This is a genomic window from Salmonella sp. NW1250 (assembly GCF_051812965.1).
Lineage (GTDB): Bacteria > Pseudomonadota > Gammaproteobacteria > Enterobacterales > Enterobacteriaceae > Salmonella > Salmonella enterica.
In genome coordinates this window covers 269,911-284,028 of record NZ_JAMNDD010000007.1, presented here as the reverse complement: position 1 = coordinate 284,028, position 14,118 = coordinate 269,911, and the positions used below count along the sequence as shown (strand labels likewise).

Annotated in this window: 9 protein-coding genes and 1 rRNA gene; 7 read left to right on the top strand and 3 right to left on the bottom strand. The window is 54.4% G+C overall.

Annotated elements, in window-relative coordinates; translation table 11 throughout:
* Positions 1–79, top strand: a 5S ribosomal RNA gene (gene rrf, locus NBA72_RS14690); the annotation flags it as partial.
* 294 nt (positions 80–373) lie between these two features.
* Here rrf and NBA72_RS14685 read toward each other — a convergent pair.
* Positions 374–811 carry an acetyltransferase gene (locus NBA72_RS14685; protein WP_000973248.1) on the bottom strand — a complete coding sequence of 146 codons (438 nt, stop codon included), beginning with the start codon at positions 809–811 and terminating at the stop codon, positions 374–376.
* A 156-nt stretch (positions 812–967) separates the two neighbouring features.
* Here NBA72_RS14685 and metA point away from each other — a divergent pair, with 156 nt between their 5' ends.
* The 4 genes from metA to aceK all read left to right on the top strand — a co-directional run bounded on the left by metA (position 968) and on the right by aceK (position 6,956).
* Positions 968–1,897 carry a homoserine O-acetyltransferase MetA gene (gene metA, locus NBA72_RS14680; RefSeq protein ID WP_001122767.1) on the top strand — a complete coding sequence of 310 codons (930 nt, stop codon included), beginning with the start codon at positions 968–970 and terminating at the stop codon, positions 1,895–1,897.
* 268 nt (positions 1,898–2,165) lie between these two features.
* On the top strand, positions 2,166–3,767 hold the full coding sequence (gene aceB / locus NBA72_RS14675) for a malate synthase A (protein ID WP_042949397.1): 1,602 nt from the start codon (positions 2,166–2,168) through the stop codon (positions 3,765–3,767).
* Between the two features lie 31 nt (positions 3,768–3,798).
* Positions 3,799–5,103 carry an isocitrate lyase gene (gene aceA, locus NBA72_RS14670; RefSeq protein WP_000857882.1) on the top strand — a complete coding sequence of 435 codons (1,305 nt, stop codon included), beginning with the start codon at positions 3,799–3,801 and terminating at the stop codon, positions 5,101–5,103.
* A 101-nt stretch (positions 5,104–5,204) separates the two neighbouring features.
* Positions 5,205–6,956: a bifunctional isocitrate dehydrogenase kinase/phosphatase gene (gene aceK / locus NBA72_RS14665; RefSeq protein WP_001137266.1), complete on the top strand. Its 1,752-nt coding sequence runs from the start codon at positions 5,205–5,207 to the stop codon at positions 6,954–6,956.
* Here the strand turns inward: aceK and NBA72_RS14660 are convergent.
* Positions 6,920–7,327, bottom strand: a complete 408-nt coding sequence (locus NBA72_RS14660; protein ID WP_010989091.1) for an ASCH domain-containing protein — start codon at positions 7,325–7,327, stop codon at positions 6,920–6,922. The two genes, aceK and NBA72_RS14660, sit on opposite strands and share 37 nt — an antisense overlap.
* Before the next feature lie 10 nt (positions 7,328–7,337).
* Positions 7,338–8,162: a glyoxylate bypass operon transcriptional repressor IclR gene (gene iclR, locus NBA72_RS14655; RefSeq protein WP_000226434.1), complete on the bottom strand. Its 825-nt coding sequence runs from the start codon at positions 8,160–8,162 to the stop codon at positions 7,338–7,340.
* 303 nt (positions 8,163–8,465) lie between these two features.
* Here iclR and metH point away from each other — a divergent pair, with 303 nt between their 5' ends.
* A complete protein-coding gene (metH, locus tag NBA72_RS14650) occupies positions 8,466–12,149 on the top strand; it encodes a methionine synthase (protein WP_079821446.1) in 3,684 nt (1,227 codons plus the stop codon).
* Positions 12,150–12,415: 266 nt separating this feature from the next.
* A complete protein-coding gene (locus tag NBA72_RS14645) occupies positions 12,416–14,047 on the top strand; it encodes a Na/Pi cotransporter family protein (RefSeq protein ID WP_000956811.1) in 1,632 nt (543 codons plus the stop codon).
* Positions 14,048–14,118: the final 71 nt, after the last annotated feature.

Sequence of the window (14,118 nt, the reverse complement as noted above, 5' to 3'; positions counted from 1 at the left end):
TGCCGAACTCAGAAGTGAAACGCCGTAGCGCCGATGGTAGTGTGGGGTCTCCCCATGCGAGAGTAGGGAACTGCCAGGCATCAAATAAAACGAAGGGCCCTGTCGGAAGACAGGGCCTTTTGTTTTATCTGTGGTCTGTCGGTGAGCACTCGTTGCGCAGCAACGGCCCGTAGGGCGGCGGGCAGGACGCCCGCCATAAACTGCCAGGCATCAGACAAGTGAAGAAGCCCGTCCGTCTGGACGGGCTTCTTTGCGTGTGTGGTAACTGTAAAAATGTAGGCCTGATAAGCGCAGCGCCATCAGGCAACCGGCACCGCCGGATGGCAGTTTCGCCTTATCCGGCCTGTATGCACTTATCAGGCAGCACCGCTACTCACGGATAAATTAAATTCAACAATGGATACGGTTTCCCAAGATCGTCAACCTCCGAACGTCCCGTCACCTTAAATCCCATTTTCTTATAAAATCCAACAGCTTGTGTATTTTGCTCGTTAACATTGGTTGTCAACCCCGGCGCCAGTGTTAACGCATGTTCAACTAATCTCTTACCGATACCCTGACCACGCACGTCCGGATCGACAAACAGCGCATCCATATGTTCGCCGGTAAGCAGCATAAATCCTACCGGCTCATCCTGATCGGTCACGGCAACCCATAGTGGCGCTTCTGGCAGAAAATCGCTCACCAGCTCTTCCAGTTCGGCCCGATAAGCGTTTGACAGAAAATCGTGCGTGGCATCGACTGAGCGACGCCAGATCGCAATCAGTTTTTCCCCTTCCTCATGCCTTGAACGGCGAATGTTAATCATCATCTTCACTCCTTTTTTGCTTACTTCTATTCTAATGCAAATGCTGTCGTGAAACTTTCTCACCTTGAACTTGCAGACTCGACATTCGCCTGATTTCTGAGTATCTTCAGCTATCTGGATGTCTAAACGTTTAAACGTATGTCGTGAGGTTATCAGGTTATGCCGATTCGCGTGCTGGACGAGCTACCCGCCGTCAATTTTTTACGTGAGGAGAATGTCTTCGTCATGACGACTTCTCGCGCATCAGGTCAGGAAATTCGCCCGCTAAAGGTACTTATCCTTAACCTGATGCCGAAGAAGATTGAAACGGAAAATCAGTTTCTGCGCTTGCTATCGAACTCGCCATTGCAGGTCGATATTCAACTGCTGCGGATAGATGCCCGCGAGTCGAGGAACACGCCAGCCGAGCATCTGAACAACTTTTACTGTAACTTCGACGATATCTGCGATCAGAACTTTGATGGGCTTATCGTGACCGGAGCGCCGCTGGGTCTGGTGGAGTTTAATGACGTGGCTTACTGGCCGCAGATTAGGCAGGTGCTGGAATGGGCGAAAGATCACGTTACTTCGACGCTATTTGTCTGTTGGGCCGTTCAGGCCGCACTCAATATTCTTTATGGTATCCCTAAGCAGACCCGTACAGATAAACTTTCCGGCGTCTATGAACATCACATCCTTCATCCACATGCTCTGTTGACGCGTGGTTTTGATGATTCGTTTCTTGCGCCGCACTCACGCTATGCCGATTTCCCGGCGGCGCTAATACGGGATTATACGGATCTTGAAATTCTGGCGGAAACAGAAGAGGGGGATGCGTACCTGTTTGCCAGCAAAGATAAACGTATTGCGTTTGTCACCGGTCATCCTGAATATGACGCTCATACGTTAGCGGGTGAATATTTTCGTGACGTTGAGGCCGGGTTAAATCCGGAGGTTCCGTACAACTATTTCCCAAAAAACGATCCGCAAAACATACCGCGCGCAACCTGGCGCAGCCACGGTAATTTACTGTTTACTAACTGGCTCAACTATTATGTCTACCAGATTACGCCATATGATCTGCGTCACATGAATCCAACCCTGGATTAATCTTCTGCTTCTGACGATCCTAAAGCGTTTCAGCATGTTGAATCAGGCACCTTCGGGTGCCTTTTTTATTTCCGAAACGCACCTCATCATGTAATTAAATTTAATTTATATTGTTATCAATAGGTTAATACATAATTAAATTAAAAATGGAAATTGTTTTTGATTTTGAAATTTAATTGAGTAGTCTTAGTTGTGTTGAACGAAAAGCGCACAGTGATCCTTCGTTCGCATTGGGGATGTATCTGGATCAACAACGAGGAGCTGCATGATGAATCCACAGGCAACCACAACTGATGAATTAACCTTTACCAGGCCGCAAGGCGAGCTGGAAAAGCAAGTCCTGACCGCTGAAGCAGTCGAGTTTTTGACGGAGTTAGTCACCCGTTTTACGCCAAAACGCAATAAACTCCTGGCTGCACGTATCCAGCAACAGCAGGATATTGATAACGGTAAGTTGCCTGATTTTATTTCGGAAACCACTTCCATTAGAGAAAGTAATTGGCAGATTCGTGGTATTCCGGCGGATTTACAGGATCGCCGAGTAGAAATTACCGGGCCGGTTGAACGTAAAATGGTGATTAATGCCCTGAACGCAAATGTGAAAGTGTTTATGGCGGATTTTGAAGACTCGCTGGCGCCGGACTGGAATAAAGTTATTGATGGTCAAATCAACCTGCGTGATGCGGTGAACGGCACCATTAGCTATACCAACGAAGCCGGAAAAATCTATCAGCTCAAGCCCGATCCGGCCGTATTGATTTGTCGTGTACGTGGTCTACATCTGCCAGAAAAACATGTTACCTGGCGGGGGGAAGCCATTCCCGGCAGCCTGTTTGATTTTGCTCTGTACTTTTTCCACAACTATAAAGCGCTGCTCGCTAAAGGTAGCGGCCCGTATTTTTACCTGCCGAAAACGCAAGCCTGGCAGGAGGCAGCCTGGTGGAGCGAAGTCTTCAGCTACGCCGAAGACCGCTTCAATCTGCCGCGCGGTACGATCAAAGCGACCCTGTTGATTGAAACGCTGCCTGCTGTTTTCCAGATGGATGAGATTCTTCATGCGTTGCGTGATCATATCGTCGGTCTCAACTGTGGTCGCTGGGATTATATTTTCAGCTATATCAAAACGTTGAAAAATCACCCGGATCGCGTCCTGCCGGACAGGCAGGTGGTAACGATGGACAAACCGTTTCTGAGCGCCTACTCGCGCCTGCTGATCAAAACCTGTCACAAGCGCGGCGCGTTCGCGATGGGCGGTATGGCGGCGTTTATCCCGAGCAAAGACGTTGAACGCAACAATCAGGTCCTTGCCAAAGTGAAAGCGGATAAAGCGCTGGAAGCGAACAACGGCCACGACGGCACGTGGATTGCGCATCCTGGGTTGGCGGATACCGCAATGGCCGTCTTTAACGAGGTACTGGGCGAGCACAAAAATCAGCTGTTCATTACCCGTGATGAAGATGCGCCGATTACCGCTGAACAGTTACTGGAGCCATGTGAAGGCGAACGCACAGAAGCGGGAATGCGCGCCAATATTCGCGTGGCAGTGCAGTACATTGAAGCGTGGATCTCCGGCAATGGCTGTGTACCGATTTACGGTCTGATGGAGGATGCCGCGACGGCGGAAATCTCACGAACCTCTATCTGGCAGTGGATTCACCATGAGAAAACACTGAACAATGGAAAACCCGTAACGAAAGCGCTTTTCCGCGAAATGTTGGCGGAAGAGATGCGGGTAATCCAGGACGAACTGGGCGAGCACCGCTACAGCAGCGGGCGCTTCGACGATGCCGCACGTCTGATGGAGCAAATCACCACCTCAGATGACTTAATCGACTTCCTCACCCTGCCGGGCTATCGCTTACTGGCTTAATTCACCACATAACAATATGGAGCATCTGCACATGAAAACCCGTACTCAACAAATCGAAGAATTACAGAAAGAGTGGACACAACCGCGCTGGGAAGGCATCACCCGCCCGTACAGCGCGGAGGAGGTGGTGAAATTACGCGGCTCGGTTAACCCGGAGTGCACGCTGGCGCAGCTCGGCGCCGCGAAAATGTGGCGGCTGTTGCACGGTGAAGCGAAAAAAGGCTATATCAACAGCCTTGGCGCGCTGACTGGCGGTCAGGCGTTGCAGCAGGCGAAAGCCGGTATTGAGGCGATTTATCTTTCAGGCTGGCAGGTGGCGGCAGATGCCAACCTGGCATCCAGCATGTATCCGGATCAATCGTTGTACCCGGCAAACTCTGTTCCGGCGGTAGTGGATCGGATCAACAACACTTTTCGTCGTGCAGATCAGATCCAGTGGGCATCCGGTATTGAACCCAACGATCCGCGCTATGTGGATTACTTCCTGCCGATCGTTGCTGATGCGGAAGCCGGTTTTGGCGGCGTTCTGAATGCCTTCGAACTGATGAAATCGATGATTGAAGCCGGTGCAGCGGCCGTTCACTTCGAAGATCAGCTGGCGTCGGTGAAGAAATGCGGCCATATGGGCGGTAAGGTGCTGGTCCCCACGCAGGAGGCGATTCAGAAACTGGTTGCTGCGCGTCTGGCCGCTGATGTGATGGGCGTCCCGACGCTGGTGATTGCGCGTACCGATGCGGATGCGGCAGATCTGATCACCTCCGACTGCGATCCCTATGACAGCGGTTTTATTACCGGCGAACGCACCAGCGAAGGTTTTTACCGCACCCATGCGGGCATTGAGCAGGCGATCAGCCGCGGTCTGGCGTATGCCCCGTATGCCGATCTGGTATGGTGCGAAACTTCTACGCCGGATCTCGAACTGGCGCGTCGTTTTGCCGATGCTATCCACGCGAAGTATCCGGGCAAACTGCTGGCCTATAACTGTTCACCATCCTTCAACTGGCAGAAGAATCTGGACGACAAGACCATTGCCAGCTTCCAGCAGCAGTTGTCGGACATGGGTTACAAATACCAGTTTATTACCCTGGCGGGCATCCACAGCATGTGGTTCAACATGTTCGACCTGGCGCATGCATACGCGCAGGGCGAGGGCATGAAACACTATGTTGAGAAGGTTCAACAACCCGAGTTCGCTGCGGCGAAAGATGGCTACACCTTTGTTTCCCACCAGCAGGAAGTGGGTACTGGTTACTTCGACAAAGTCACCACCATTATTCAGGGCGGCGCGTCATCCGTTACCGCGTTAACGGGTTCCACCGAAGAATCGCAGTTTTGATTGATGCCCGGTGGCGCTGCGCTTACCGGGCCTACAGATAGCGTAGGCCGGATAAGCGAACGCGCCATCCGGCATGACGTGGTGCCGGATGAGGGAAAAAAATGCCGCGTGGCCTGGAATTACTGATTGCTCAAACCATCCTGCAAGGCTTTGACGCGCAGTATGGTCGATTTCTGGAAGTGACTTCCGGCGCGCAGCAGCGTTTTGAACAGGCCGACTGGCACGCCGTCCAGCAGGCGATGAAAAGCCGTATCCACCTCTATGATCATCATGTGGGTCTGGTGGTGGAGCAACTGCGCTGTATTACCGATGGCAAAAGTACCGACGCGGATTTCCTTTTACGCGTTAAAGAGCATTACACCCGTTTGTTGCCGGATTACCCTCGCTTCGAGATTGCGGAGAGCTTTTTTAATTCCGTCTATTGCCGGTTATTTGACCACCGCTCGTTAACACCCGAGCGGTTGTTTATTTTCAGTTCGCAACCGGAGCGTCGCTTCCGTACTATCCCGCGCCCGCTGGCCAAAGACTTCTTTCCCGATCACGGTTGGGAGCCGCTGTTGATGCGCATACTCAGTGATTTACCGCTGCGTCTGCCCTGGCAGAATAAAAGCCGGGATATCCGCTATATTATCGCGCACCTGACTGAAACACTGGGCGAGGACGCGCTACCTCGCTGCCATGTCCAGGTGGCGAATGAGTTGTTTTACCGTAATAAAGCGGCCTGGCTGGTAGGTAAATTAACCACACCTGACGGTACGCTGCCGTTTTTATTGCCGATTCATCGTACTGATGAGGGGGAACTGTTTGTCGATACCTGCCTGACCACCACGGCAGAAGCGAGCATTGTGTTTGGTTTTGCCCGCTCTTATTTTATGGTGTATGCGCCGCTGCCTGCCGCGCTGGTTGAGTGGTTGCGTGAAATCCTGCCGGGTAAAACCACTGCCGAACTGTATATGGCGATTGGCTGCCAGAAACATGCGAAAACCGAAAGCTACCGCGAATATTTGTGTTATCTGGCTGAAAGCGATGAGAAATTCATTGAGGCGCCTGGCATCCGCGGCATGGTGATGCTGGTGTTTACCCTGCCAGGTTTCGACCGGGTATTTAAAATCATTAAAGACAAATTCGCCCCGCAGAAAGAGATGTCTGCCGCCCATGTGCGTGCCTGTTATCAACTGGTAAAAGAGCATGATCGCGTCGGTCGTATGGCGGATACCCAGGAGTTTGAGAATTTCGTACTGGATAAACGGCAAATCGATCCGGCGCTGATGGCGCTGTTACGGCAAGAAGCGCCAGAGAAGATTACCGATCTTGGGGAACATATCGTCATTCGCCATCTCTATATTGAACGTCGCATGGTGCCGCTCAATATCTGGCTGGAACAGGTAGAAGGCCAGCAGTTGCGCGATGCGATAGAAGAATATGGTAATGCGATTCGCCAGCTTGCCGCCGCTAATATTTTCCCCGGCGATATGTTGTTTAAAAACTTTGGCGTTACCCGTCATGGTCGCGTGGTGTTCTATGACTACGATGAAATTTGCTACATGACGGAAGTGAATTTCCGCGATATTCCGCCAGCGCGTTATCCGGAAGACGAACTGGCCAGCGAACCCTGGTATAGCGTCTCGCCAGGTGATGTTTTCCCGGAGGAGTTTCGCCACTGGCTGTGTGCCGATCCGCGTATCGGGCCATTGTTTGAAGAGATGCATGCCGACCTGTTTCGCGCCGATTACTGGCGCGCGCTACAGACGCGTATTAAAGAAGGGCATGTAGAAGATGTATATGCCTATCGACGTAGACAGCGCTTTAGCGTGCGTTACGGCGCGATCTCAAGTACGGCGAACTCTTCGTAAACAAGTTCCATCTCCGGCGACCAATTACCCTCGCGCTCAAAAAAGGCCCGGTGTGCCGCTTGCCAGTACGCCAGGCTAAGATCGCCTTCGCCTTCCAGTGCGGCGAGATCGGCGCTCATCTCGTTAAAACGGATCAGCCTGAGCGCCAGCGTGCGTATGACGCACACGGCGTCGCCTGTGCCGTTGAGCACAATGTGATATGACCCGGGCGTGACAGGGGGCTGCTCTTTCTGATAGCTAACCAGCGAGCTACAGGTGCCACGCTTTTTACCGGCGACCACTAGCGCCGCCAGCTCGTCGGCCAGCGCCGGCGAATCACCGAAAGACCAACAGAAGGCCTGTGGGTACTTCTCCTGCCAGTATAATTTCAGGCTGCTCATTTCAGCGAGTTCCACCATAGGCCAGCGTCACCTCTTTCGCCGCTTTAATCACCATGGCGCCAAGTTCGGTGACGCGATCGTCGGTAATGCGTGAGCAGGGGCCGGAAATAGAGAGGGCCGCAAACGGTTCGCGGTGTTCGTCATAAATACACGAGGCCACGCAGCGCAGACCGAGCGCATGTTCTTCGTCGTCAAAGGAATAGCCGCGCTTGCGTGTTTGGGCGAGGTCATCTTTCAGATGCAGCGGCGACACCAGCGTCGCATGGGTATAAGCGTGCAACCCCTTGCGGTGCAGCAGACTGGTAACCTGTTCCTCACTGAGCTGTGATAAAAACGCCTTGCCCGCGCCAGAGGCGTGCATGGGCAGCTTGCCGCCAATAGGGGCGGACATGCGCATCAATTGTGTGCACTGCACCTGGTCGATAATAATGGCCTGATGGTCGCTCTGGTCGAGTACGGCAAGGTTTACCGTTTCGCCGGAGTCCTCCATCAGCTTGCGCAAAATCGGATGGACAATCGCCAGCAGATTACGGCTCTGTAAGAAGCTGCTACCGACGATAAACGCGTGTGCGCCTACGGCCCAGTGGCCCAGCTCACCAACCTGGCGGACAAAACCCTGCTGCTGCATGGTGGTGAGTAGACGGTGAGTCGTGGAATTAGGCAAACCCGCCTGTTGCGCCAGTTCGGTCAGCGCGACGCTGCCGTTAGACTCGGCAATCCACTCCAGCAGCTTCAGACCGCGAGTTAAAGACTGAACCTGCCCGGTTACGGGTGCAGTGGTAGCGGCAGGTTTTCTCCCGCGTTTCGCGGGAACAGGGGCAACCATGGCAGACTCCTTTTTCTGTATCGTGGAAATCATTTTCGTTTTATTCAATTATAATGCAAGAGTTCCTGAACTGATCGGATGAGTGACATCACAGGATGCCCGATGGCGCTGCGCTTATCAGGCCTACGCTTTGGGAGCCGCCAAAGTAATTTGTAGGCTGATAAGGCGCTTGCGCCGCCATCCGGCAAAGCGACAGAAGTGGGTGGCAAGCTGAACATGTCTCATGTTGCCCGTTGTTCTCTTTTCCGCCAGCACGCTTTGTGCCAGTATGGCTCGTTACGTGGAGCGTTGTCGGGAGCGAGTGTGAGCAGCAAAGTTGAACAACTGCGTGCGCAGTTAAATGAACGTATTCTGGTGCTGGACGGCGGTATGGGCACCATGATCCAGAGCTATCGTCTACATGAAGAAGATTTCCGCGGGGAGCGCTTTGCCGACTGGCCCTGCGACCTGAAAGGCAACAATGACCTGCTGGTACTCAGCAAGCCGGAGGTGATCGCCGCTATCCACAACGCCTACTTTGAGGCTGGCGCGGATATCATCGAAACCAACACCTTTAACTCGACAACCATTGCGATGGCGGATTACCGGATGGAATCCCTGTCGGCGGAAATTAACTATGCGGCGGCCAAACTGGCGCGCGCCTGCGCCGATGAATGGACGGCGCGAACACCAGAAAAACCACGCTTTGTTGCGGGCGTGCTTGGTCCAACTAACCGCACGGCCTCCATTTCGCCGGACGTCAACGACCCGGCGTTTCGTAATATCACCTTCGATCAGCTGGTGGCGGCCTACCGTGAATCCACCAAAGCGCTGGTGGAAGGCGGGGCGGACCTGATCCTGATTGAAACCGTCTTCGACACCCTCAACGCCAAAGCGGCGGTGTTTGCGGTGAAAGAAGAGTTTGAAGCGCTGGGCGTTGATCTGCCGATCATGATTTCCGGCACCATCACCGACGCCTCTGGCCGTACGCTTTCCGGCCAGACGACCGAAGCCTTTTATAACTCGCTGCGCCACGCCGAGGCGCTCACTTTTGGCCTTAACTGCGCGCTGGGGCCAGATGAACTGCGCCAGTACGTCCAGGAACTGTCGCGGATTGCCGAATGCTACGTCACCGCGCACCCGAACGCCGGCCTGCCGAACGCTTTCGGCGAGTACGACCTCGACGCCGACACCATGGCGAAACAGATTCGCGAATGGGCGGAAGCGGGCTTCCTGAATATCGTTGGCGGCTGCTGTGGCACTACGCCGGAGCATATCGCCGCCATGAGCCGCGCCGTTGCCGGTTTGCCGCCGCGCCAGCTGCCGGATATCCCGGTCGCCTGCCGCCTTTCCGGCCTGGAGCCGCTGAACATTGGCGACGACAGCCTGTTTGTGAACGTCGGCGAACGTACTAACGTCACCGGCTCGGCCAAATTTAAGCGCCTGATCAAAGAAGAGAAATACAGCGAAGCGCTGGATGTCGCCCGTCAGCAGGTAGAAAGCGGTGCGCAGATTATTGATATCAATATGGATGAGGGGATGCTCGACGCCGAAGCGGCGATGGTGCGTTTCCTCAGCCTGATTGCCGGTGAGCCGGATATTGCCCGTGTACCAATCATGATCGACTCCTCCAAATGGGAGGTTATCGAAAAAGGGCTGAAGTGCATTCAGGGTAAAGGCATCGTCAACTCTATTTCGATGAAAGAGGGCGTGGAAGCTTTTATTCATCATGCGAAGTTGCTACGTCGCTATGGCGCCGCAGTGGTGGTGATGGCTTTTGATGAGCAGGGGCAGGCCGATACCCGTGAGCGTAAAATCGAAATTTGCCGCCGAGCCTACAAAATTCTCACCGAAGAGGTGGGTTTCCCGCCGGAAGACATCATCTTCGACCCGAATATCTTCGCCGTGGCGACCGGTATTGAAGAGCACAACAACTACGCGCAGGACTTTATCGGCGCTTGTGAAGACATCAAACGCGAGCTGCCGCACGCGCTGATCTCCGGCGGCGTGTCTAACGTGTCCTTCTCGTTCCGCGGCAACGACCCGGTACGTGAAGCTATCCACGCGGTATTCCTCTACTACGCCATCCGCAACGGCATGGACATGGGCATCGTCAACGCTGGACAGCTGGCTATCTACGACGACCTGCCCGCCGAGCTGCGCGATGCGGTTGAAGATGTCATTCTTAACCGTCGCGATGACGGCACCGAGCGTTTGCTGGATTTGGCGGAGAAATACCGCGGCAGCAAAACCGACGAAGCTGCCAACGCCCAGCAGGCGGAATGGCGTAGCTGGGACGTGAAAAAGCGTCTCGAATACTCGCTGGTGAAAGGCATTACCGAATTTATCGAACAGGATACCGAAGAAGCCCGCCAGCAGGCCGCCCGTCCGATTGAGGTGATTGAAGGGCCGCTGATGGACGGCATGAACGTGGTCGGCGACCTGTTCGGCGAAGGGAAAATGTTCCTGCCGCAGGTGGTGAAATCCGCCCGCGTGATGAAACAAGCGGTGGCCTACCTGGAGCCGTTTATTGAAGCCAGCAAAGAAAAAGGCTCCAGCAACGGCAAGATGGTGATTGCCACCGTGAAGGGCGATGTGCACGACATTGGCAAGAACATTGTTGGCGTGGTGCTGCAATGCAACAACTACGAAATCGTCGATCTTGGCGTGATGGTGCCAGCGGAGAAAATCCTCAGAACGGCGCGTGAAGTGAATGCCGATCTGATCGGTCTTTCCGGGCTGATTACCCCGTCGCTGGACGAAATGGTCAACGTGGCGAAAGAGATGGAGCGTCAGGGCTTTACTATCCCGCTACTGATCGGCGGCGCAACCACTTCGAAAGCGCACACCGCGGTGAAAATCGAGCAGAACTACAGCGGTCCGACGGTCTACGTGCAGAATGCTTCGCGTACCGTGGGCGTGGTGGCGGCGCTACTCTCCGACACCCAGCGCGATGACTTTGTCGCCCGTACCCGCAAAGAGTACGAAACCGTGCGTATTCAGCACGCCCGCAAAAAACCGCGCACGCCGCCGGTCACGCTGGAAGCGGCGCGCGATAATGATCTGGCGTTCGATTGGGAACGCTACACCCCGCCGGTAGCCCACCGTCTGGGCGTGCAGGAGGTGGAAGCCAGCATCGAAACTCTGCGCAACTACATCGACTGGACGCCGTTCTTTATGACCTGGTCGCTGGCCGGCAAATACCCGCGCATTCTGGAAGATGAGGTGGTGGGCGTTGAGGCGCAGCGTCTGTTTAAAGACGCCAATGATATGCTGGATAAACTGAGCGCCGAGAAACTGTTGAATCCGCGTGGCGTGGTGGGCCTGTTCCCGGCGAACCGCATCGGCGATGACATCGAAATCTATCGCGATGAAACCCGTACTCATGTTCTGACGGTCAGCCACCACCTGCGCCAGCAGACCGAGAAAGTCGGTTTTGCCAACTACTGTCTGGCGGATTTTGTCGCGCCGAAACTGAGCGGCAAAGCGGATTACATCGGTGCTTTCGCGGTGACCGGCGGTCTGGAGGAGGATGCGCTGGCGGACGCCTTCGAAGCGCAACACGACGACTATAACAAGATCATGGTGAAAGCGATTGCCGACCGTCTGGCGGAAGCGTTTGCCGAGTATCTGCATGAGCGTGTACGTAAGGTTTACTGGGGATATGCGCCGAACGAGAGCCTGAGTAACGACGAATTAATCCGCGAAAACTACCAGGGGATTCGCCCGGCGCCGGGTTATCCTGCCTGCCCGGAACATACCGAAAAAGGCACTATCTGGCAGCTACTGGATGTCGAAAAACACACCGGGATGAAGCTCACCGAATCTTTCGCCATGTGGCCTGGCGCGTCGGTCTCCGGCTGGTACTTCAGCCATCCTGAGAGCAAATACTTCGCGGTAGCGCAGATCCAACGCGATCAGGTGACAGATTATGCTTTCCGTAAAGGAATGAGCGTTGAGGACGTTGAGCGGTGGCTGGCGCCGAACCTGGGTTACGATGCGGACTGATTCATAAAATCGTCACTTTTCCTTACAACATACAAGGCACTCATTGGGTGCCTTGTCTCTTTCTTACAATTAAACCCTTATACTGAAGGAAGGCTCTACGCTGAATTTGCCGGATGGCGGCGTAAACGCCTTATCCAGCATACCGTATTACGTATGGTAAGCCCGGTGGCGTGCAACGCCAGCAGGCCTTAACGCTGTGCGCCATCAGGCAATTTATCGCAAGTGAGCTTCAGGAAAACGTATAACGATAAGGAGAACCTGACGCCGTGTTAACTTTGCTCCATCTACTTTCTGCCGTTGCGCTGTTGGTATGGGGAACACATATCGTTCGTACTGGCGTAATGCGCGTGTTTGGCGCGCGTCTACGCACTGTCCTCAGCCGCAGCGTGGAAAAGAAACCGCTCGCCTTTTGTGCGGGTATCGGTGTTACCGCGCTGGTACAAAGCAGTAACGCCACCACTTTATTGGTAACGTCGTTTGTCGCCCAGGATCTTGTCGCCCTGACGCCAGCTCTGGTGATTGTGCTGGGCGCTGATGTGGGTACTGCGCTAATGGCGCGTATTCTCACCTTTGATTTGTCGTGGCTGTCGCCGCTGCTGATTTTTATCGGCGTGATTTTCTTTTTAGGACGTAAGCAGTCCCGTGCCGGGCAGCTTGGTCGCGTCGGTATCGGGCTTGGCCTGATTCTACTGGCGCTGGAGCTGATTGTGCAGGCAGTGACGCCGATCACTCAGGCTAATGGCGTGCAGGTCATTTTCGCGTCGCTGACGGGCGACATTATGCTGGATGCGCTGATTGGCGCGATGTTCGCTATTATCAGTTATTCCAGCCTGGCGGCGGTGTTGCTGACGGCGACCCTGACGGCGGCGGGGATTATATCGTTCCCGGTGGCGTTGTGCCTGGTCATCGGCGCCAATCTGGGATCGGGCTTGTTGGCGATGCTCAACAACAGCGCCGCCAATGCTGCCGCGCGTCGCGTAGCGCTCGGCAGCCTATTGTTCAAATTGATCGGCAGCCTGGTCATCCTGCCGTTTGTCCATCCGCTGGCGAATCTGATGGATGAGCTATCGCTACCGAAGTCAGAGCTGGTGATCTATTTCCACGTTTTCTATAACCTGGTGCGCTGCCTGGCGATGGTGCCATTTGCCGAGCTGATGGCGCGTTTTTGTAAACGGATTATTCGTGATGAGCCTGAACTGGATACCCATCTGAAGCCGAAACATCTGGATGTCAGCGCGCTGGATACGCCAACGCTGGCGCTGGCTAATGCTGCCCGTGAGGTGCTGCGCATTGGCGATGCGATGGAACAGATGATGGAAGGGCTAAAAAAGGTCATGCACGGCGAGCCGCGTGAAGAGAAAGCGCTGCGCAAGCTGGCGGATGACGTTAACGTGCTCTATACCGCGATTAAGCTTTATCTGGCGCGAATGCCGAAAGACGAGCTGGCGGCGGAGGAGTCCCGCCGGTGGGCGGAGATTATTGAGATGGCCCTGAACCTCGAACAGGCGTCGGATATTATCGAGCGAATGGGCAGTGAGATTGCCGACAAGTCGCTGGCGGCGCGTCGGGCATTTTCAGAAGAAGGATTGAAAGAGCTGGATGCGCTTTACGATCAACTGCTCAGTAATCTGCAACTGGCGATGTCGGTCTTTTTCTCCGGCGATGTCACCAGCGCCCGTCGGTTGCGCCGCAGTAAACATCGCTTCCGTATACTTAATCGCCGATACTCACATGCGCATGTCGACCGCCTGCACCAGCAGAACGTGCAAAGCATTGAAACCAGCTCGCTTCATTTAGGGCTGCTGGGCGATATGAAGCGTCTTAACTCACTGTTCTGTTCGGTCGCCTATAGCGTACTGGAACAGCCGGATCAGGACGAGGAACGCGGCGAGTATTAAGTGAAATGCCGGATGGCGGGGCCTACGGAGAACATGCGTGTAGGCCCGCCATTCGGCATTCAATGTGGCCA

What these genes read in the sequence shown, in the direction of transcription:
- aceA (WP_000857882.1), top strand. Translation starts at nt 3,799, where the DNA reads ATGAAAACCCGTACTCAACAAATCGAAGAATTACAGAAAGAGTGGACA.
- aceB (WP_042949397.1), top strand. Translation starts at nt 2,166, where the DNA reads ATGAATCCACAGGCAACCACAACTGATGAATTAACCTTTACCAGGCCG.
- iclR (WP_000226434.1), bottom strand. Translation starts at nt 8,162, where the DNA reads ATGGTTGCCCCTGTTCCCGCGAAACGCGGGAGAAAACCTGCCGCTACC.
- NBA72_RS14685 (WP_000973248.1), bottom strand. Translation starts at nt 811, where the DNA reads ATGATGATTAACATTCGCCGTTCAAGGCATGAGGAAGGGGAAAAACTG.
- aceK (WP_001137266.1), top strand. Translation starts at nt 5,205, where the DNA reads ATGCCGCGTGGCCTGGAATTACTGATTGCTCAAACCATCCTGCAAGGC.
- metA (WP_001122767.1), top strand. Translation starts at nt 968, where the DNA reads ATGCCGATTCGCGTGCTGGACGAGCTACCCGCCGTCAATTTTTTACGT.